The 19484-nt window shown below is 40.0% G+C and carries 22 protein-coding genes; 14 read left to right on the plus strand and 8 right to left on the minus strand.

The genetic code is table 11. The annotated features are described in order from the left end of the window. Positions 1–83 precede the first annotated feature (83 nt). Both B2906_RS09105 and rlmF read left to right on the plus strand, forming a co-directional pair. The gene (locus B2906_RS09105) at positions 84–215 is read left to right on the plus strand and encodes a hypothetical protein (RefSeq protein ID WP_286938426.1); all 132 of its coding nucleotides are present in this window, start codon (positions 84–86) and stop codon (positions 213–215) included. A 20-nt stretch (positions 216–235) separates the two neighbouring features. Next, positions 236–1183, plus strand: a complete 948-nt coding sequence (gene rlmF, locus B2906_RS09110) for a 23S rRNA (adenine(1618)-N(6))-methyltransferase RlmF (RefSeq protein ID WP_219957465.1) — start codon at positions 236–238, stop codon at positions 1181–1183. A 1-nt stretch (position 1184) separates the two neighbouring features. On the opposite strand, the gene B2906_RS09115 is transcribed toward rlmF, so the two are convergent. The 7 genes from B2906_RS09115 to pdhA all read right to left on the minus strand — a co-directional run bounded on the left by B2906_RS09115 (position 1185) and on the right by pdhA (position 6336). Continuing rightward, entirely contained in the window at positions 1185–1475 is a 291-nt protein-coding gene (locus B2906_RS09115; protein WP_219957464.1) for a hypothetical protein, read from the minus strand. 109 nt (positions 1476–1584) lie between these two features. Continuing rightward, positions 1585–1995 (minus strand): OsmC family protein, encoded by a 411-nt coding sequence (locus B2906_RS09120; protein ID WP_219957463.1) that lies wholly within the window; start codon positions 1993–1995, stop codon positions 1585–1587. A 70-nt stretch (positions 1996–2065) separates the two neighbouring features. Next, positions 2066–2395: a DUF6787 family protein gene (locus tag B2906_RS09125; protein WP_219957462.1), complete on the minus strand. Its 330-nt coding sequence runs from the start codon at positions 2393–2395 to the stop codon at positions 2066–2068. Between the two features lie 54 nt (positions 2396–2449). Beyond that, complete coding sequence (locus B2906_RS09130; protein ID WP_219957461.1) at positions 2450–3769, minus strand: aspartate kinase; 1320 nt, start codon at positions 3767–3769, stop codon at positions 2450–2452. 162 nt (positions 3770–3931) lie between these two features. Beyond that, a complete protein-coding gene (ribH, locus tag B2906_RS09135) occupies positions 3932–4408 on the minus strand; it encodes a 6,7-dimethyl-8-ribityllumazine synthase (RefSeq protein ID WP_091653123.1) in 477 nt (158 codons plus the stop codon). Positions 4409–4495: 87 nt separating this feature from the next. Further along, the gene (locus B2906_RS09140) at positions 4496–5206 is read right to left on the minus strand and encodes a tetratricopeptide repeat protein (protein WP_219957460.1); all 711 of its coding nucleotides are present in this window, start codon (positions 5204–5206) and stop codon (positions 4496–4498) included. Between the two features lie 110 nt (positions 5207–5316). Next, a complete protein-coding gene (pdhA, locus tag B2906_RS09145) occupies positions 5317–6336 on the minus strand; it encodes a pyruvate dehydrogenase (acetyl-transferring) E1 component subunit alpha (RefSeq protein ID WP_219957459.1) in 1020 nt (339 codons plus the stop codon). A 91-nt stretch (positions 6337–6427) separates the two neighbouring features. Between pdhA and recF the strand changes: the two genes are divergently transcribed. The 3 genes from recF (at position 6428) to B2906_RS09160 (ending at position 8139) form a co-directional block, all read left to right on the plus strand. After that, entirely contained in the window at positions 6428–7528 is a 1101-nt protein-coding gene (gene recF, locus B2906_RS09150) for a DNA replication/repair protein RecF (RefSeq protein WP_219957458.1), read from the plus strand. A gap of 79 nt (positions 7529–7607) precedes the next feature. Next, positions 7608–7784 carry a hypothetical protein gene (locus B2906_RS09155; RefSeq protein ID WP_219957457.1) on the plus strand — a complete coding sequence of 59 codons (177 nt, stop codon included), beginning with the start codon at positions 7608–7610 and terminating at the stop codon, positions 7782–7784. Continuing rightward, entirely contained in the window at positions 7774–8139 is a 366-nt protein-coding gene (locus B2906_RS09160; RefSeq protein WP_219957456.1) for a type II toxin-antitoxin system VapC family toxin, read from the plus strand. The genes B2906_RS09155 and B2906_RS09160 overlap by 11 nt, the downstream gene beginning before the upstream one ends. Positions 8140–8240: 101 nt before the next feature. Here B2906_RS09160 and B2906_RS09165 read toward each other — a convergent pair whose 3' ends face one another. Then, positions 8241–9146 (minus strand): nucleotidyltransferase family protein, encoded by a 906-nt coding sequence (locus B2906_RS09165; protein WP_219957455.1) that lies wholly within the window; start codon positions 9144–9146, stop codon positions 8241–8243. 284 nt (positions 9147–9430) lie between these two features. Between B2906_RS09165 and B2906_RS09170 the strand changes: the two genes are divergently transcribed. The 9 genes from B2906_RS09170 (at position 9431) to ccsA (B2906_RS09215) (ending at position 19442) form a co-directional block, all read left to right on the plus strand. Further along, entirely contained in the window at positions 9431–9769 is a 339-nt protein-coding gene (locus tag B2906_RS09170) for a P-II family nitrogen regulator (RefSeq protein WP_091653723.1), read from the plus strand. A 24-nt stretch (positions 9770–9793) separates the two neighbouring features. Continuing rightward, positions 9794–11023, plus strand: a complete 1230-nt coding sequence (locus B2906_RS09175; RefSeq protein WP_091653140.1) for an ammonium transporter — start codon at positions 9794–9796, stop codon at positions 11021–11023. Positions 11024–11550: 527 nt separating this feature from the next. Then, positions 11551–12996, plus strand: a complete 1446-nt coding sequence (locus tag B2906_RS09185) for a BatD family protein (RefSeq protein WP_219957454.1) — start codon at positions 11551–11553, stop codon at positions 12994–12996. Further along, the gene (aroC, locus tag B2906_RS09190) at positions 12996–14081 is read left to right on the plus strand and encodes a chorismate synthase (RefSeq protein ID WP_144607575.1); all 1086 of its coding nucleotides are present in this window, start codon (positions 12996–12998) and stop codon (positions 14079–14081) included. The genes B2906_RS09185 and aroC overlap by 1 nt, the downstream gene beginning before the upstream one ends. 10 nt (positions 14082–14091) lie before the next feature. Then, positions 14092–15420, plus strand: a complete 1329-nt coding sequence (locus B2906_RS09195) for a dicarboxylate/amino acid:cation symporter (protein WP_091653150.1) — start codon at positions 14092–14094, stop codon at positions 15418–15420. A 126-nt stretch (positions 15421–15546) separates the two neighbouring features. Beyond that, the gene (gene ccsA, locus B2906_RS09200; RefSeq protein ID WP_091653152.1) at positions 15547–16221 is read left to right on the plus strand and encodes a cytochrome c biogenesis protein CcsA; all 675 of its coding nucleotides are present in this window, start codon (positions 15547–15549) and stop codon (positions 16219–16221) included. Positions 16222–16224: 3 nt separating this feature from the next. Then, positions 16225–16470 (plus strand): CcmD family protein, encoded by a 246-nt coding sequence (locus B2906_RS09205; protein ID WP_219957453.1) that lies wholly within the window; start codon positions 16225–16227, stop codon positions 16468–16470. 8 nt (positions 16471–16478) lie between these two features. Beyond that, a complete protein-coding gene (locus B2906_RS09210; RefSeq protein ID WP_219957452.1) occupies positions 16479–16895 on the plus strand; it encodes a cytochrome c maturation protein CcmE in 417 nt (138 codons plus the stop codon). 27 nt (positions 16896–16922) lie between these two features. Then, positions 16923–19442: a cytochrome c biogenesis protein CcsA gene (ccsA, locus tag B2906_RS09215; RefSeq protein WP_286938496.1), complete on the plus strand. Its 2520-nt coding sequence runs from the start codon at positions 16923–16925 to the stop codon at positions 19440–19442. Positions 19443–19484: the final 42 nt, after the last annotated feature.

Here is a 19484-nt window from a genome sequence, read left to right on the forward strand (position 1 = left end):
AGGAAGAAAGATCCCAATGGGGATCTACGCTTTGTTCATAAATAAACTCGCCCACAAGGTTTTAGCTTACTAAACTGACGGCTATGGCCTTCCGAGGCAGAGACCTCAACATGGAAAATTTCCCGGGAGATCAAGTAGAAGAAATCGCATTTTTGATTGGGAATAAAAAGGCTGAAAGCTTCAAGCTAGAAATCGACTACATCAAATTATTCTAAAGGAAGGCTTATTTTGCACCATGGCAAAAGCTAATCCTCAGGAAAAACCCACATTACATTCCAGAAATTATCATCACTTATCTTACGACTTGGAGGCGCTAGCCAAAAGCTTTCCCGGACTTGCCGTTCACATCTTTACCAACTCTTTTGGAAATCAAACCATTGACTTTGCCGATCCAAATGCGGTAAAAGCTCTAAACAAGGCGCTATTAATACATTTTTATCAAGTGGATTTTTGGGATATCCCAGAAGGATTTCTAATTCCTCCGATTCCTGGCAGAGCAGATTATATCCATTATTTAGCAGATCTTTTAGCATCCAAAAATCAGGGAAAGGTTCCTAAAGGAACTAAGGTTCAGGCTCTGGATATCGGAACTGGCGCCAATTTGATTTACCCATTAATTGGTAATTCAGTATATTCTTGGTCCTTCGTCGCTGCGGAAATAGAAGAGCCGGCATTGAAAAATGCTCAAGAAATCCTGGCTAAAAATCCCGCATTCAACAAAAAAATCAATCTCCGGAAACAAGAAAATGAAACCAAAATATTTCAGGGAATTATTCAACATGATGAATACTTCGATTTGACCCTTTGTAACCCTCCCTTTCACAGTTCTGCACAGGAGGCAAAACAAGGAAGTCAACGAAAAGCCAAGAATCTAAACTTAAAAAGCAATGAGCTCAATTTTGGCGGGCAAAGTCATGAACTTTGGTGTAAAGGGGGAGAATTGGAATTTGTCGGACAAATGATTCAAGAAAGCGCTCATTTTAAGAATCAGTGTTTTTGGTTTACTTCCCTTATTTCCAAAGAAGCTAACCTCAAGCCACTTACAAATAGACTTAAGCAAGTTGCTGTAAGCGAATATGAGATTATTGAAATGGCTCAGGGCAATAAAAAATCCAGGTTTTTAGCCTGGACTTATCTGAATTCAAAACAACAGGAGAATTGGAGTAAATTCCGATGGAAATAGCTTATAAAGCTAAAGCCATGGGAATTAATAGCAGATAGCCCGCTATTCCGATTACCCAACCGAAAGCCTGCTTCAGACCCGAAGAGTATCTTAATTCTTCCGTGTTTTTGAAAATAATTCCTCCCAATCCTGCAGCGATTGGAGTAAATACTAAAGGCATTAACCAAGAGGAAGATATTCCTTCTTGAAAAGCCAAAATTAAAATCATCAGAGCTAGCGTGAATCCCGCGTGTTTGATGAAAGTCATTCTGTTAGAACCGGAGTTCTGAAATGGATGAGCCGTGGATTCCATGGTGGTAGTGGTTTAGTAATCAAGACTTTGTTATACGGATCAATTCCAGTACCGTTCAAGAAAAAAACAGGTTTTTGAAGACCTGTTTTTTCTTAAAATTTCCTAATGCTTAATTCAGCGTATATTCTACAGAGATTTCAGTGTTTAAGACTTTGGAGATAGGACAATTTTCCTCCGCATCTTTCACCAGTTCTGCAAATTTTTCCTCTGTAATTCCATCTACCTTAGCTTTTAGCACAAGGTGGGATTTCTTCAAGGAACCATCCTCGAATGTTATATTACAAGTAACATCTAATTCCTGAGGAGGAAAATCAGCTCCGCTTAAATTAAAGCTAAGCTTCATTGCAAAGCATCCAGCATGAGCTGCTGCTATCAATTCTTCAGGATTGGTTCCAACGCCATCCTCAAATCTGGATTTAAAAGAATATTGAGTTTTGTCTAAAACTGTGCTAGGAGTAGTCAAATGACCATTACCGTCTTTTCCGCTTCCTTGCCATACGGCAGTTGATTTTCTAATCATGGATTAAAGTGTTTTGGTTAAAAATCTATCTTATCCATGTAATCAAATACGAAGCAGAATAGTTCTTGGATTAGTCTGATTTCTTTGAAAATAGCTTTGCTATCCTTCGAAAAATTTGCTTTTCCTTTTCCCAGAAAAATCGGAACTGGCCGAAGATAAAGCCATAAATCAACAAGAATATTTGATAGAGCGGTAAAACCAGCAAGAGATACAGAACTGTGTTGACAAAGCCACCTTTTTCAACTCCGAAAAAATCCAAAACCGGGTTTTTGATAAATAAAATTGTAAAGCCCGTACAGGCGAAAACTACCAAAACCAAAACTACCTGAAGTAGGCTATCAAGTTTCCATTTAGTCTGTAATCGCTGAAGAAAGCCGGGTTTTTGTTCTTTATTTTTCATGGAAAGCTTTAATAATTTGGAAAAAGGCGAGGAAAAATCCTCGCCTTTCAATTATTACCAAGTAAACACGCCCTCATTTAAGTTTTGAAGGGCATCTTTTTTAAACTTCGAGTCAATCAATAAGGAGACATTGTGTCGGCTACCTCCGTAAGAAACCATACGGATAGGAAAATCAACCAAGCTATCCATCACTGATTTTACTGCACCTCTGGTTTCAGAAACCATATTACCAACAATACATATGATAGATTGATTTTCGTCCACTTCCACAGAACCCAACACCTCCAACTCCTTTAAGATTTGTTTCAGGTGAGTAAGGTCATCAATAGTCACTGATACTGCCACTTCAGAAGTGGTGATCATATCGATGGGAGTCTTATATTTTTCGAAAATCTCAAATACTCTCCTCAAGAAACCATAGGCTAAAAGCATCCTGCTGGACTTGATTTTGATGGCAGTAATTCCATCTTTGGCAGCAATGGCTTTGACGCCCTTTGCTTCAACTCCGGCTTTGATCAAAGTGCCATGGGCTTCAGGGTCCATGGTATTCAAGAGTCTGACAGGCACATTGTATTGCTGAGCCGGCCAAATAGAAGCAGGATGTAGGATTTTAGCACCGAAATAGGCCAGCTCGGCCGCTTCATCGAAAGATAGCTCAGCAATAGGTCTAGTTCTGTTCACAATGCGAGGATCATTATTATGCATCCCGTCAATATCTGTCCAAATCTCACAAACTGAGGCATGGATCGCTGCAGCCACAAGTGAAGCCGTGTAATCAGAACCTCCACGCTTCAAATTGTCTACTTCATTTCTGTGGTTTTTACAGATATATCCCTGGGTAACAAATAATTTTTGTTCTGGATGCTGAGCTAAAATTGCTTTAAGTTTCTCTGAGATTTTTCCCAGTTCAGGCTCGGAATTTTCATCAATACTCATGAAATCCAAGGCAATTAAAAATACTGCAGGAATTTCGAGTTCTTCCAAAAGTGTATAAAACAACTTTGTGGATAGCAATTCTCCCTGAGCCAGAATATCTCTATTAATCGCCTCGTTAAAGGAAATTTTCAAAATAATATTCAAAAACTCAAAATGTTCTTTGATGATATCTTCAGCCTTTGCTCTGCCTTTTTCAGTTTTTAAAAGCTGAGGATAAAAATCCATATAGTGAGCATGAAGAGCATCGATTCTCTCCTTTGCCAATATTCTATCAGCATCAGCCAAAGCCTCTCCTATCCCTACAAGGGCATTGGTAGTTCCAGACAAAGCTGATAATACAACAATTGTGGGTTCATCTCCACGGGTTACCAGGTCTTTCACCTGATGCATACGCTCGGGCTTTCCTACGGAGGTTCCCCCGAATTTCATTACTTTCATTGGTAGAGTTTGTCTTTTAGATTACCCTTAAGTCTGCTGCTTTTCGCTTGTATATCATCAAGCAATTTCCACAATAGATTCAAGGATGAATAATAGGTTTGTTATAATAGGTAAAGCTTGAAAATGGGACTCGAAAGTCTATTCTTTTACTGCTAGTTCTCTTTAAAAACCAAGCATTTTGATCGCGGTGATTGCCGCTTCATCTCCTTTGTTTCCATGCTTTCCGCCTGCCCGATCCATGGCCTGCTGTTGATTGTTTGGAGTTAAAACCCCAAAAATTACCGGCTTGTTATATTTCAAGCCAACATTGGTAATTCCATGTGCAACAGCATCACAGATAAAGTCAAAATGCTTAGTCTCTCCTTGGATCACGCAACCTAAACAGATTACTGCATCTATACTTTCATCCTGAGCACACCATTGAGCTCCTAATGTCAGTTCAAAAGAGCCTGGCACATTTTTGCGAATGATATGCTCTTTCTTTGCTCCATGCTGTAGCAATGTTTGATAAGCGCCGGAATACAATGCTTCCGTCACATCTTCATTCCACTCCGAAACAATGATTGCAAATTTTTTGCTGCTGATATCCTGGATATTCTTGGAGCTATGCTCACTTAAACTTTTTAATGATGTTGCCATCTGAGGTTAATTTTATGAAATGTGGTAAACAAAAAAAGAGTAAGATCGCAAGGACCTTACTCTTCTAATTGGTGCTAGTATTCAGCATTACTTAGCGGCAAGGCCTTCTAAGCGAGCTTTGTGTTTTCGTGCAGCAGCATACTCATAAGACTCGAAATATTTCTCTTCGATCTCTCCATAAGTTGAAATAGCTTCTTGAGTTTTTCCTGCTTCTTCATAGGCTACGGCCAATTTGAATAAATACTTAGGCGTAAAGTATTTATTTTCTTCGCTGCTTGCAGCTTTCTTGTAATTGGAAATAGCCTTATCTAAGTTACCTGTTTCCAAGTATGCATCTCCTAAAAGAGCATAAGCTTTAGATTGAACCAAGAAATCATCCGCAGAGAAATCTTCAAGATAATTGATTGCGTCAGTGAAGTTTCTTTCAGAAAGGTAAATAGATCCGATATAGAAATTAGCCAAATTGGCTGCATCAGTACGAGGATACTCTTCTACAATCTGAAGGAATCCAGGATTAATCCCGTCACCATTCAAGGCAAACTCAATACTATCTTGCTCATAAAAATATACCGCCTGGAACATTTCTTCCTGAGCTTTCTCATTTTGGTTTGCATTGTTGATCTGGAAGAAAAGAATTCCTCCTATCAATAGGATTGCAGCGATCAAAACGCCACCTAATATTTTGCTATTTTTCTTCAAAAAAGCCTCACCTCTGCTGAGTCTGTCTGCCAAAACCTCTGGGTTTTCCAAAAGTTCGTTAGGATCTTCTTGTGCTTTTTTGGTTAATTTCTTTGCCATGTTACTGATTTTTCAGGCGCAAATATACGTTTTTTATGAATTACACAAAGCCCAATAAAAAAGCCATGAATCCACCTAGTTTTCATGGCTTTCTGAGCTTTGGATATGAATTATTCCATTACAAAAGGATAGTCCTCCTGTATATAGACATCTTTGAAAGCATCCTGACCATCAGGCCAAGGTGACTCTTCTGCAAATTTCACAGCTTCAGTCACTTGCTTTTTCACTTTTGCATTGATTTTTTCAATCTCTTCGTCGCTTAGGATATTGTTGTCCTTAATAGTCTTCAATACCTGCTCGATAGGATCTTTTTTCTTGTAGTCCTCTACCTCTTCTTTGGTTCTGTATTTCTGAGGATCGGACATGGAGTGTCCTTTGTATCTATAAGTTCTGAATTCCAGCAAAGTTGGTCCATCACCTTTTCTGGCTCTTTCAGCTGCCTCAGCCACCGCTTCATGGATAGCTTCTACATTCATTCCATCAACAGGGAATGCAGGCATATCATAAGACTCTCCGATTTGGTATAGTTCGGTAACATTGGAAGTACGGGCAACTGAAGTACCCATTGCATAACCGTTGTTTTCGATCACAAAGATCACCGGAGTCTTATAAAGCATGGCCAAGTTGAATGCTTCATGCACAGCCCCTTGACGAACCGCTCCATCACCCATATGACAAATACATAGGTTTTTGGTGCCTTTATATTTTTCAGCGAAGCCGATTCCCAGACCCATAGGTACTTGAGCACCTACGATCCCGTGACCTCCCATGAAATTTCTTTCCTTATCGAAAATGTGCATAGAACCCCCTTTACCTTTGGTTGTTCCTGTTGCTTTTCCATATAATTCTGCCATCACAGCGCCTGGATCAGTACCCAAACCCAATGGGTGTGCGTGATCTCTGTAAGCTGTGATCCACTTATCATCTTTCTCCAAAGCTGTGATAGCTCCGGCGGCGCAAGCCTCCTGACCTATGTAAAGGTGACAGAACCCGCGTATTTTTTGTTGACCATAAAGTTGTCCGGCTTTCTCCTCAAATCGTCTCATCAAGAGCATGCTCTCGTACCAGAACGTATAAGTTTCTTTCGAATATTTTACCTTTGACTTGGTCGCTGCAGTTTTCTTTGCCATATCGTAATGATCAAAATATGCTATTTTAGGCCCCAAATATAACCAACCTCTCCTAAAAATCAGGCTGCCGCTAAAATAATTACCCAAACAGATGTATCTAAAGTCCCTGGAACTCTTACAATTCAAAAATCATGAGAAGACCCGAATGGACTTTAGCACGCAGATTAATTGCTTTACTGGGCTAAATGGAAGTGGAAAAACCAACATTTTAGACGGAATCCACTACCTATCGCTCACCAAAAGTGCAGTGCAATCTAGTGATACCTTGAATGTGAAGCATAACAAAGATTTTTTTGTGATCAAGGGACAATTTGAACTGGATCAAAAACCGCTTGAGGTAAGATGTACCTTTGAATTAGGAAAAAAGAAACAGATTTGGCAAAACGGAAAGGCATTAGACAAAACTTCTGAGCATGTAGGGTTAATCCCATTGGTGCTGATTGCACCAGATGATACAGAATTGATCAAAGGTGGAAGTGAGGGAAGAAGAAAATTTTTTGATGGCTTGTTGTCGCAATTGGATAGAAACTATTTAAATCAACTGATCCGGTATCATCATTTTTTAAAACAGCGGAATGCCCTTTTGAAAAAATTTGCCGAAACAGGAAGAAGAGATTTGACTCTTTTGGGAAGTTACGATGAGGAGATGATTCGGTTAAGTCAGATTTTGGCTAAGCGCAGAGCAGAATTGATGGACGAGGTGGCTCCTATGCTTCAGGCACATTACGCTGAAATTTCACAAGGACAGGAAAAGGTAACTATCCTCTATGAGACGGAAGCACTTCGAGAAGATTTTGCAAGCTACTTTCAAGGCCTTCGGAAAAAGGATTTTATAACCAAGAATTCCAATGCAGGAATTCACAAGGATGATTACAATTTCCTGATCGGAGAGCACCCTATCCGAAAAATTGGAAGCCAAGGGCAACAGAAATCCTTTATTATCGCTTTGAAATTAGCCCAGTTCCAAATTTTTGAAAGCGCTAAGGGGGAGAAGCCTCTACTCTTATTGGATGATATCTTTGACAAACTGGACGATACCCGAATTGCCCAAATGATGCAATTGATTTCCAAACATACCTTTGGGCAGATTTTTCTGACAGATGCAAGACCCGAACGCTCACAGGCCATTTTGACTGAGCTGGATTCGGAGGTGTTTTTCTTTGGGGTTGAAAATGGCCAAGTCAGTCATTGAAACGAACTTAAAATGGGAGATTTTCGATATAATAATTAACTTTATAAAGAGTCTTATTTTTTCATATTGAAACATAAAAATGAAAGAGATGACAATTACTATAAACAAAAAAAACAAGGATGATTTAAAGAAGATTCTTAAAGAGAAAAAGGATCAATTAGATCAGTCCGGTAAGCTCCAAAAGCACTTTGGAAAGCTAAAAAGAAAATTGGATGGTCTTGATTATCAAACAGAGATAAGAGAGAATGAAGATTGATTTTTTTGCTGACACCAATTTTTTAATCTATCTGCTCGAAGGAAACAATATTGCCAAACCCTTCTTGGAATTCGATTTTGCAATCTCGTTTGTCACTGAAGTTGAATTACTTGGATTTAAAGGAATATCCAAGCCGGAAGAATTAAAGATAAAGGCACTTATCAATGATTGTTTTCTTACAGAATGGAATTTAAAAATTAAGGAATGGACCATTGACCTTAGGAAAAAGTATAACCTGCGGCTTCCAGACTCTATAATTGCCGCTTCATCCTTATCAATGGGAATACCGTTAATCACCGCAGACCAAGGATTTTCTAAGATAAAGGAATTAGATCTTATATTCCTAGAGGTTTAATTTTTAATACCTGCAATGCAGGTCAATGCACCTTTTTAGAAAGTAATTAAATACCAAAATCCCCAGAAAGAAATAAAAAAGAGGCCTAAGCCTCTTTTCATTTATTTCCACAATTCAGCTGGATATTCTCCAGAATCATGCAAAGATTTTAAGGCCTCGATGACTACGGGTTTATCTTCTGTGTAGGTCACTCCAAACCAAGTTTTACCTCCAGGCAAGATTTCAAAAGCAGCCTTACCTGACTGTATTAAATTATTTGCAACCGTTGGAATATAGAATTCCGACTTGAGGTTTTCCTTATTTGCAGGAAGAAAATCCTTCCACATTTGCTCTACATCTACAAAAACATCCGGATGAAATCCCCAGAAGTTCATGCTGACAGGAGTGTTTTCAGCGATTTCTAGCACCTCACCTTCTCCTTTGCTGAGAATTTTTCCTCCTTCACGAGCGATTGAAGTGCGCTCGGTCATTCCTATCAATTGCCCTTTCTCATTCGTTTCGCAAACTCCCCGGCTTACAGTTCCATTTTCTGAAAGCACATTTTGAATAGCATAGCCTACCATGGCATGTAAATGAGGACGAGCATCTTTTGACAAAAACTTTCCGATCTCTTCGAAAGCTTCCTTTCCGTAAAAATCATCTGCATTGATCACAGCAAAGGGCTCCTTAACTGCATCCTTTGCACATAATACTGCATGCGCCGTTCCAAATGGCTTTACCCTATCCGCTTGTTTCAATTCCGCAGGCACAAAGCTATCCAAAGACTGTATTACCCAATCGACTTCAATTTTACCTTGAAGCTTTGGAAGAAACTTTTCTTTGGCAACATCCAAAATCTCTTGCCTTACGATAAATACGACTTTTCCGAATCCTGCCCGGATGGCATCAAAAATGGAATATTCTAAAATGGTTTCTCCATTAGGGCCGAAACCGTCAATCTGCTTATTCCCTCCATATCTACTGCCCATACCAGCAGCTAATACTACTAAAGTTGGTTTTTGAGTCATTCCTCTGTGTATCTGTTAAAAACGTGTGCAAAATTAATTGAATTGCCCACTGCAACAAGTAAATGAAATTCTAAATTGGATCTGGACAGGTTTAAAATTCATCCAGACTTTTATTTTTTTACATATATTTTTTCAAATAAGGGTCATTTATCGCCCATAACTATCAAAATGAGAGGCAATTTTTTAAAAATCAAGATATTTTTTTAACCCATTTTTGATTTTCATGTAAAATTTAAAGTACTTTCATGCCGAATTCTCAACAAACCTTTAAACTCATTGAAAAAATGAAAAAAATAGAAGCGATTATCCGGACTTCACGCTTTGAGCAAATTCATGCCTGTATTTCCGGTTTGGGAGTGAAATTTCTCTCATTCTATGAAATCAAGGGAATGGGCTTCGAACACGCCCGGCAGGAAATGTACCGCGGAGTCGCCTATGAACCCGCATACATTCCAAGAACGAAATTAGAAATCGTCACTACAGATGATCTGGTAGAATCAGTCATTCAATGCATTCTGAAAGAGGGTAAAACAGGAGAAATCGGAGACGGAAAAATCTTTGTTTTCGATGTATTGGAAGCTTACAGAATCAGAAATAACGATCAAGGCGAAAAAGCGCTTTAATAATCACCGAACCTATTCAAACCTATGCAAGAATTATTTACCGTCAACAACCTGTGGATGATGATGGCCACCATTTTGGTCTTCATTATGCACTTGGGCTTTGCTAGTCTGGAGGCCGGACTGACAAGAGCAAAAAATACCGTCAATATCCTATTTAAAAACACCATTATCCCTGCAATAGGGCTTTTAACCTATGCACTGGTTGGGTTTAACTTGATGTATCCGGGAGCGGGATTCGAAGGAGCTGTTTTTGGCTTCGCCGGTTTTGGTCTCGACCTTCCTGAAGGTTGGGATACTTCTAATTATAATGAAGGATATACCTTTTTTACAGATTTTATCTTTCAGGCAATGTTTGCAGCCACAGCTGCTACGATAGTGTCCGGAGCTGTCGCTGAGCGCATCAAGCTAGGGCCATTTATTTTCTTTTCTATTCTCTACGTGGCCATTTGCTATCCAATTGTAGGAATGTGGAAATGGGGAGGAGGATTTTTGAATACTTTGGATACTCCATTTTATGATTTTGCAGGATCTACGATTGTTCACTCAGTGGGTGGCTGGGGTGCCCTCATAGGAGCCTTCTTATTAGGTCCTAGAATCGGCAAATACACCGAAAGAGGAATGAGTGCTATTCCAGGTCATAATTTGCCACTTGCAACCTTTGGTGTCTTCTTACTTTGGTTTGGCTGGTTTGGCTTCAACGGGGGATCCGTTTTGAGCGCAGACCCGGGAGCCGTTTCCAAAGTATTTGTGACTACTTCTATGGCTGCTGCTGCAGGAGCTTTTGGAGCTTTGCTTGTATCCTACATCAAATTCAAATCCTATGATATCACCATGGTACTCAACGGTATCCTGGCTGGACTAGTGGGAATTACCGCCGGGGCAGATCAAATGAGTTTGAATGAATCAGTCATCATCGGTTTTATAGGTGGTGGATTGGTAGTCTTTGGCGTAGTCCTGTTTGATAAAATCAAAGTGGACGATCCAGTGGGAGCTATTTCCGTGCACTTAGTCGGAGGTATTTGGGGAACATTGGCTGTCGGAATCTTTGGGGATTTGGCAGGCTGGAGTCAGTTTGTATCCCAACTAATCGGAGTAGGAGCAGTAGGATTTTTCTGTGTGCTTTTCGCAGGAATTATTTTCTATTCCATGAAAAAAACTATTGGTATTCGGGTAGATGAAAAAGAAGAAGTAGAAGGACTGGATATCAATGAACATGGCATGAGAGCTTATCCCGATTTTGCCAGCAAAGATTAATTTCATTATATGGAAATCCGCTTTCTTACCAGAATTGACAAAAATATAGCTTATTGTCTGCTGAAAGGATCAAAATCCGGAAGCTTCGGTCTTCGGTCATCGGTCTTCCAACCTGTCAAGCAAGGAAAATAAGGCAACTAGGATGATTGCGGATAATCAGATTTCATTAATTAACCACCAACCAAAAAAGAGCCCCGGTCAAATTGATCGGGGCTTGTTGTTTTTAGATGGCAGGTTGAAAATACCGATTTAGAATTGATTGGTGAACTTTACCAAACATCTCATAGCACCAGTTCTTAAATTCCTCGACTTCAGTTGGTAAAATAAGTCGAAGGCCCTTTCGCAGTTCCCTTTCAAACAAATAGGTTGAGAAGCTGACTTTTTGCAAAATGGTCTTCACATATTCTATCATAGTTTAAAGAGTTTAGGGTTTATTAACTGATTTTAAGTATCCATACGAAGGCTTTTCCTTCATTGTTACGTAAAATTAGGGTTCCAAAAATGGAATTATCCTTAATTTCGCAACTATGTCTAAAACGCTCATCATTTCCTTTTTGGTATTTTGCTGTACCTTTTTCTCTCAAAACCTCCTTGCGCAGGAAGTAGAGGTGGAATTAGGCCCAAACCAGATAGGACTGAATGAAACTTTCACCATTAAAATAAACGTAGCCAACGAAAAAATCAAGTCCTACGATCAATTCCCTGAAATTCCGGGCTTCCAAAAACAAGGAATTTCGCAATCATCCTCCATGAATGTGATCAACGGGCAGGTGACTAGTTCCAATAGTATTATTCAGTATTATAAGCCTTCCAGAAAAGGTGAGTTTACTCTTCCCTCTTTCTCTATAACAATCAACGGAAAAGAGTTTGATTTCGCGGGCAAAACTATCTCCGTAACGGATCCTGTAAGTGCCCAAAACCTAGGAGGCAACAATTACGACCCCTTTGCAGAGTTTTTTGGAAGAAATTCCGAAGAACCTGAATATATAGAGCTAGACGACGAGGCTTTTTTCTCTGTAACTGTAGATAAGGAGGAAATATATGCAGGTGAGGGCTTTTCTCTTACACTTGCATTTTACATGTCTGAAAATAATCAAGCTCCATTTAATTTTTATAAGCCAGGAGAGCAATTGGATGGAGTTTTGAAAAAAATCAAACCTTCCAATGCATGGGAGGAAAACTACAATATTTCCAATATCGAACCAGAGCAAATCACTATCAACAATAAGCGTTGGGTGAGGTACAAGGTTTATGAGGCAACTTTCTTCCCTTTCTCCGAAGGAAAAATTCAGATTCCGAGTATCCCTTGGGAAATGATTAAATATAGAGTCGCAAAGAACCCTACTTTTTTTGGAGCAAATAGACAGGAAGACTTCAAGACCTTTTATTCTGCTCCAAAAACTATCACAGTGAAACCTTTGCCTCCACATCCTTTAAGAAACGAGGTGGCAGTTGGTCAATATCAATTACGGGAAAACATCACTGAGTTGGAAGTAGAAACCGGAGAAGGCTTCAATTACAATTTTGGAATCAGCGGCGTAGGAAACATTAACGCAATTTCAGAGCCTCGAAGAATCTCAGGAGGTAATCTCAATACCTACGACCCGAATGTGAGACAACAAATCAACCGGGGATATGGAAGAGTTTCGGGTATCAAAGAGTTTACCTATTATATCACCATCAATGAAGCTTCTGAGGTAGATCTAGCCAAGCATTTTGAATGGATCTATTTTGATCCTGCAAGAGCAGTATATGATACGCTCAGACCTTCAGCAAAGATTAAAGTGGTGGGAGAGAGCAAAGTAAACCAAGCCATCTCCAGTCAAAGACTGGGAGGAATTTATGATAGAATTGGGAGTGAAGACAACCAATTTTTAAACGAGCGATATAAATACTATTTTACGACCGCAATCAACCTGCTCTTATTGGCTTCAGTGGTCTTTTTGGCGGTTATAATTATTCGAAAGAAGTAATGGGGAATTCATTTGGAAAGCTCTTCAAAATCACCACATTCGGTGAATCCCATGGAGTAGCTTTAGGAGTAACGATAGAAGGTTGTCCTGCAGGCTTAAAAATCGATGAAGATTTCATTCGGGCTGAAATGCAACGAAGAAAACCGGGCCAATCAAAAATTACCACACAAAGAAAAGAAGAAGACGAGATAGAAATCCTTTCCGGAATTTTTGAAGGACAAACTACCGGAACTCCGATTGGAATTGTCATCCGTAATGCCGACCAAAAGAGTAAGGACTATTCTCATATCTCAGATAAATTTCGCCCTTCCCACGCAGATTATACCTATTTTGAAAAATACGGGCTTCGGGATTACCGGGGTGGAGGCCGTAGTTCGGCAAGAGAAACCGCAGCTCGAGTTGCTGGTGGAGCCATAGCCAAACAGCTATTAGCTACAAAAGGAATTTCTGTTCAAGCCTTTGTATCTCAGGTTGGAGATCTTGCTTTGAAGAAACCTTATCAAGAATTGGATCTTCACAAAGCTGAGGAAAATATTGTGAGATGTCCAGACCCTGAAACTGCTGATCAAATGATCGAATTGATCGATTCAGTTAGGAAGGACCGTGATACTATTGGCGGTATTGTCAGCTGTGTGATTAAAAATACTCCAGCTGGATTGGGAGAACCAGTATTTGATCGCTTACATGCAGAGCTCGGAAAAGCTATGCTTAGCATCAATGCTGTGAAAGGATTTGAGTTTGGCTCCGGTTTCGAAGGGGTAAAAATGAGAGGCTCCCAGCACAATGATGCAATTGTAAAAGAAGGCGATCAAATCAAAACCTTAACCAACCACTCAGGCGGAATTCAAGGCGGAATTTCAAACGGAGAGGACATCTATTTTAAAGTGGCCTTCAAACCCGTGGCCACTATTATGCAAGATCAGGACTCTATCAATGAGGCTGGTGAAAAAGTAACCGTTTCAGGAAAAGGACGCCATGATCCTTGTGTAGTGCCTAGAGCCGTACCAATCGTGGAAGCAATGGCCGCTTTGGTCATAGCTGATTACCTTTTATTGTCAAAAACCAATAAACTTCGAGATCTTTAAACCCAGCCTCATGAGGAAGAAAATACCTTTACATACAAAAATTATTATTGGTTTGGTTTTAGGCTTGGTTTTCGGTCTAGTGGTGATCAAAACTAACCTGCCTAATTCTTTCACCATTGATTATATCAAACCAATAGGTACTATTTTCATCAATGCGCTCAAAATGATCGCGGTGCCTCTTGTTTTGGCCTCTTTGATTGTAGGCGTTTCCAACTTAGGTGACATCTCCAAACTCAGCAGAATTGGCGGAAAAACCATAGGAACATATTTGGTCACAACCGTGATCGCTATCAGTATTGGTTTGATTTTGGTAAACATTTTCAAACCGGGAAAAAGTCTTCCGGTAGAGACTAGAGAAAGCTTGATGCAGCTTTACGAAGGAGACGCGGGCTCCAAAGTGGGAGTTGCGGCAGAATTACAGCAACAAAGTCCTTTGCAGCCTTTGGTTGATATTGTACCACAAAACTTTTTCCTGGCAACTACCGACAATGGAGCTATGCTTCAGGTAGTTTTTTTCGCAATTATTGTAGGGATAGCCTTGCTTCAAATTCCTAAGGAAAAGGGAAATCCTGTCATCGCCTTCTTCGACGGCTTTAATGATGTCATTATCCAAATCGTGAACTATATCATGATGATTGCACCTTATGGTGTTTTTGCATTGATGGCATCCCTAATTGTAGAAATCGCCGGAGATAATCCGGATTCAGCAATAGAATTACTTTTGGCTTTATTGAAATATAGTCTTGTGGTCGTCGGAGGTTTGCTCATGATGATCATGGTGATTTATCCTTTGATCTTGATGGCCTTTACCAAGGTCAAATATTTGGACTTCTTCAAAGCTATTAGACCTGCTCAATTATTGGCTTTTTCTACAAGCTCCAGTTCTGCTACCCTTCCGGTGACTATGAAGCAGGTTGAGGAAGAAATCGGAGTTTCTGAGGAAGTATCCAGCTTTGTTCTACCTCTAGGCGCTACAGTAAATATGGACGGAACCAGCCTTTACCAAGGGGTTGCGGCAGTATTTATCGCCCAGGCTTTAGGGATGGATTTATCTTTGACTCAACAGCTGATGATTGTATTGACAGCAACCTTAGCTTCCATTGGTTCGGCAGGTGTACCTGGTGCTGGTTTGATTATGTTGATCATCGTATTGGAATCTATCGGTGTTCCGGCTGCAGGTATCGCCTTGATCATCGCTCCGGATAGAATTTTGGACATGTTCCGAACCGTGGTCAATGTTACCGGAGATGCTACCGTCTGTACCATTGTGGCAAGTACCGAAGGTGAATTGCCAGATGGATTGATAAGAAAAAGTAATCCTTTGACTCCTAACGAATAAAGGTTTTGAGAGTACAAACGAAAGGCCAGAGCAGATAAGCTTTGGCCTTTTGTCTTTTCTGAGAAAATCCGACGTTTTCAGGAACTTATGCCTTATTTTTGCGCTTGAAAAATCAAAAATTACCCTATGCGCCAATCCTGGTGGAAAATCCTGGCCATTGCCCTGCTCATTTATACCTTAACGGCAGGTTTATTGATGGACGTTCCAAGACTTCCAATTCTGAATGAAACTATCCGTGCATTGCATTTTCATGTCACGATGTGGTTTGGGATGATTCTTATGTTGATGGTATCTGTGTATTACAGTATCAAATACCTACGGAGCAATGATTTGAATCACGATGACATGGCGATTGAATTCACCAATGCAGCGATTCTTTTCGGAGTACTTGGAATTGTTACGGGTATGCTTTGGGCAAAATTTACATGGGGAGATTACTGGAGCGGTGATCCCAAGCAAAACGCCTCTGCAATAGGCCTTTTGATGTATTTTGCCTATTTAATTCTGAGAAACTCTCTGACTGATATGCAGCAAAGAGCAAGAATAGGTGCCATTTACAACATCTTTGCTTTTGCAGCATTTATTCCACTCATCTTTGTACTGCCAAGATTAACTGATAGCCTGCATCCTGGAAACGGTGGAAATCCTGGCTTTAATGCCTATGACCTTGACTCTAAATTGAGGATGGTTTTCTATCCGGCCATTATCGGTTGGACGCTTTTGGGTGCTTGGATAGCAACAGTCCGCGTGAGAATGCGTAGAGTGGAAAGAACTTTGGAAGATAAAATGATTAATTCCTGATAGATGAAAAAATTACTAACAATATTCTTCTTGGTTTTGAGCCTATCCGTCATGGCTCAGGAAAAAATCCCTGTGACAGAATCGGATTATTCCAATAATTCCGTGGAAATGGCTGATCAGCTTAGAGCTGATGGAAAAATCTACGTGCTGGTTGGGATAATTGGGATCATTTTCGCAGGAATTACTGTTTATCTAATCAGTACGGAAAGAAAGATCAGTAAACTGGAAAAAAGCGTTTCCACCAAATAAGTCAAATTATGAAAAAAGGACATATCATCGGAATCGGCATCATCGCTATAGCCATTGTGATTATCATGACTTCAATAGGAGATGCGAGCAGCTATGAAACTTTCAATACTGCTTTGGAAATGAAGCAGGATGGAAATGATAAAGCTATCCACGTAGTTGGCCAATTGAAAAAGAACCCATCTGGTGAGGTGGAGGGACTTCAAGTGAGAGATGACAAAACATCCTTTACCTTTATTTTGGTGGATAATGATGGAACAGAACAGGAAGTGTTCTACAACGAGCCAGTGCCTGCTGATTTTACAAGATCAGAATCAGTAGTAGTGATTGGCTCTTACAAGAATGACCAGATATTTATCGCAGACAAAATCCTGATGAAGTGTCCTTCCAAATATCAGGAAACAGAAGTGCAGGCGGCGGGAATGTGAGGCAGAAAGCAATAGATCCAAAAATTCATGATTAACACCTTTATCGGCAACTTAGGCCATTTGATGACTATCGTGGCCTTTGTTAGTTCATTGGTTACGGCATTTGCCTATTACAAGTATTTTTCAGCAAATGAGATTGAAAAAGCTAGTTGGCAAAAATTCAGTCGAATCAGCTTTTATGTACATGCTGTAGCCAGTGTCTTGGTTGCATTTTCACTTTTTGAAATAATCTACAATCATAGATTCGAATATTTCTACGCCTATTCACACTCCAGCAAAGCGCTTCCTGTTCACTATATGATTTCCAGTTTTTGGGAAGGTCAAGAGGGTGCTTTTATCCTTTGGATTTTCTGGAATGTAGTTCTTGGGCTATTCTTGATTCATACCAACAAGAAATGGGAAGCTCCTGTAATGATTGTGTTCTCTCTGGTTCAGGCCTTCTTAGTATCCATGATTTTGGGAGTTGTAATCGGAGATTTAAAACTGGGAAGCTCTCCTTTTATATTGCTGAGAGACGCCACGCAGGCACCCATATTTGAGATGAATCCGGACTTTATACCGGAAGATGGTACTGGGCTTAATCCTTTATTGCAAAATATTTGGATGGTCATTCACCCTCCAACACTCTTTTTGGGCTATGCTTCCACTTTAGTTCCATTTGCATTTCTGATTGGAGGATTGGTAACCAAAAGATATTCTGAATGGATCCGTCCAGCTCTACCTTGGGCAATTTTCTCTGCCATGGTCTTGGGAATGGGAATCATCATGGGAGCCTATTGGGCCTATGTAACATTGAATTTTGGCGGATATTGGAATTGGGATCCTGTTGAAAATGCAGTATATGTACCTTGGTTGATTTTAGTGGCCTCTATACACACAATGATCACTTTTAAGAAAAGTGCGACCGCTTTGAAGACTTCCATAGTCTTGGTCATTCTTTCCTTTATTTTGGTTCTGTATGCCACCTTCCTTGTAAGGTCAGGCGTCTTAGGAGATGCGTCTGTTCACTCCTTTACTGACTTGGGACTTTCTGGTCAGCTATTGATCTATCTGCTATTCTTCTTATTCATTTCAGTATTCCTGACCATTCGGGCTTGGAAGCATATTCCTACCTCTGAAAAGGAAGCATCCGTATACTCCCGTGAATTTTGGGTTTTTATTGGAGCCACTACCTTAGGTTTGATGGGCTTTCAGGTGATCCTTCCTACATCCATTCCTGCATGGAACGCCTTGGTGGAAAGCTTTGGGGGGATTTCCAATATGGCGCCCCCAGCAGATCAGGTAGAATTTTACACTAAATTCCAGCTTTGGTTTGGAGTAGCCATCGCATTGCTCACGGCAGTTGGCCAGTTTTTCTGGTGGCAAAAAATGGATAAAAAAGCGTTGAAAGACGCTCTTTTGACACCCTATATAATTTCGGTAGTCATAGCTGCATTGGTAATCGTACTGGCCAAAGTCTATGATTGGAAATATATGGTAATTGTAGTGGCTGGAACATTTACTGTTGTAGCCAATGCGGTGATTTTATCCAAAATTTTGAAAAAATCAACCTTCAAATTGGCGGGGGGATCTCTGGCACACATTGGCTTGGGTATGATCTTGATTGGTATCATGTTCAGCTCAGGTTACTCAGATACCATCTCCATCAATATGTCTGGGCTTACCTATAGCAATAGCTGGGAAGATGAATTGAATAAAGAGCACGTATTGCTTTGGATCAACAAACCGACCCAGATGAAAGACTACACAGTAATCTACCGGGGACGTCAGAAAAAAGTGGTGGGTATTCCAGAATATGTGCCTGCAAAGATTCTTGAATCAACCGGGAATGTGAATGAAGCTATTGCCCTGGAAGATTATAAAGATTTCATCAAGAAAGGCGATAAAGTAAATCTGGTTTTGGAAGAAAATGACTACTTCAAGATAGACTACTATCAAAATGAAGTTTTAAAATTCTCCTTAAGCCCCATGTCCCAATTCAATCAAAACATGGGAGGTTTGATTTCTTCTCCAGACTCTAAAATTTACTTTGATCGTGACTTGTATACCTACGTGGCTGCAATGAATGACTACGAAGATCCGGAGTGGAAAGATGATCAGTTTCATGAGGTTTCTCCAGGTGAACAATTCCACATTGCGGATTATGTGACCTATTTCGACGGAGCAGAGGTGTTAAATCAAATCGAGGGATACACGCTTCAAGAAGGTGATGTAGCCGTGAAAGCCAAGCTTCGGGTTTTGGATTATGATGTGGAGAAAAAACTGGAACCAACTTTTATCATCCGAAACAATCAAGTTGGTAAACTTCCGGTGGTGGACAATGAACTAGGTATCAAAGTGACTTTGGATAATATTCTCCCGGAACAAAATAAATTTGTTTTCAAGGTCAATCAATATCAAAAAGACTACGTGGTCATGAAGGCAATTGTAAAGCCTTACATCAATGTACTTTGGATTGGCTCCATTATCATGCTGATCGGATTCACCGTCGCCATATTTAGACGATTTGACGAATTCAAAAAAATGCGAGATAAGGGAATGGAATAATAACCATTACCACACATACAAAAAGAGGCTGTCTCAAAAGTA

The organism is Algoriphagus sp. UBA3586, assembly GCF_002376385.1.
In the GTDB taxonomy this organism is placed as follows: domain Bacteria; phylum Bacteroidota; class Bacteroidia; order Cytophagales; family Cyclobacteriaceae; genus Algoriphagus; species Algoriphagus ornithinivorans.

Excerpts from the sequence above, each read along its gene's own strand:
- B2906_RS09140 (WP_219957460.1), bottom strand. The coding sequence starts at position 5,206 with ATGGCAAAGAAATTAACCAAAAAAGCACAAGAAGATCCTAACGAACTT.
- B2906_RS09125 (WP_219957462.1), bottom strand. The coding sequence starts at position 2,395 with ATGAAAAATAAAGAACAAAAACCCGGCTTTCTTCAGCGATTACAGACT.
- B2906_RS09105 (WP_286938426.1), top strand. The coding sequence starts at position 84 with ATGGCCTTCCGAGGCAGAGACCTCAACATGGAAAATTTCCCGGGAGAT.
- ccsA (WP_286938496.1), top strand. The coding sequence starts at position 16,923 with ATGATTAACACCTTTATCGGCAACTTAGGCCATTTGATGACTATCGTG.
- ccsA (WP_091653152.1), top strand. The coding sequence starts at position 15,547 with ATGCGCCAATCCTGGTGGAAAATCCTGGCCATTGCCCTGCTCATTTAT.
- B2906_RS09185 (WP_219957454.1), top strand. The coding sequence starts at position 11,551 with ATGTCTAAAACGCTCATCATTTCCTTTTTGGTATTTTGCTGTACCTTT.
- B2906_RS09170 (WP_091653723.1), top strand. The coding sequence starts at position 9,431 with ATGAAAAAAATAGAAGCGATTATCCGGACTTCACGCTTTGAGCAAATT.
- B2906_RS09130 (WP_219957461.1), bottom strand. The coding sequence starts at position 3,769 with ATGAAAGTAATGAAATTCGGGGGAACCTCCGTAGGAAAGCCCGAGCGT.
- B2906_RS09115 (WP_219957464.1), bottom strand. The coding sequence starts at position 1,475 with ATGGAATCCACGGCTCATCCATTTCAGAACTCCGGTTCTAACAGAATG.
- B2906_RS09165 (WP_219957455.1), bottom strand. The coding sequence starts at position 9,146 with ATGACTCAAAAACCAACTTTAGTAGTATTAGCTGCTGGTATGGGCAGT.
- rlmF (WP_219957465.1), top strand. The coding sequence starts at position 236 with ATGGCAAAAGCTAATCCTCAGGAAAAACCCACATTACATTCCAGAAAT.
- aroC (WP_144607575.1), top strand. The coding sequence starts at position 12,996 with ATGGGGAATTCATTTGGAAAGCTCTTCAAAATCACCACATTCGGTGAA.
- B2906_RS09155 (WP_219957457.1), top strand. The coding sequence starts at position 7,608 with ATGAAAGAGATGACAATTACTATAAACAAAAAAAACAAGGATGATTTA.
- B2906_RS09160 (WP_219957456.1), top strand. The coding sequence starts at position 7,774 with ATGAAGATTGATTTTTTTGCTGACACCAATTTTTTAATCTATCTGCTC.
- B2906_RS09195 (WP_091653150.1), top strand. The coding sequence starts at position 14,092 with ATGAGGAAGAAAATACCTTTACATACAAAAATTATTATTGGTTTGGTT.
- B2906_RS09210 (WP_219957452.1), top strand. The coding sequence starts at position 16,479 with ATGAAAAAAGGACATATCATCGGAATCGGCATCATCGCTATAGCCATT.
- ribH (WP_091653123.1), bottom strand. The coding sequence starts at position 4,408 with ATGGCAACATCATTAAAAAGTTTAAGTGAGCATAGCTCCAAGAATATC.
- recF (WP_219957458.1), top strand. The coding sequence starts at position 6,428 with ATGTATCTAAAGTCCCTGGAACTCTTACAATTCAAAAATCATGAGAAG.
- pdhA (WP_219957459.1), bottom strand. The coding sequence starts at position 6,336 with ATGGCAAAGAAAACTGCAGCGACCAAGTCAAAGGTAAAATATTCGAAA.
- B2906_RS09175 (WP_091653140.1), top strand. The coding sequence starts at position 9,794 with ATGCAAGAATTATTTACCGTCAACAACCTGTGGATGATGATGGCCACC.
- B2906_RS09205 (WP_219957453.1), top strand. The coding sequence starts at position 16,225 with ATGAAAAAATTACTAACAATATTCTTCTTGGTTTTGAGCCTATCCGTC.
- B2906_RS09120 (WP_219957463.1), bottom strand. The coding sequence starts at position 1,995 with ATGATTAGAAAATCAACTGCCGTATGGCAAGGAAGCGGAAAAGACGGT.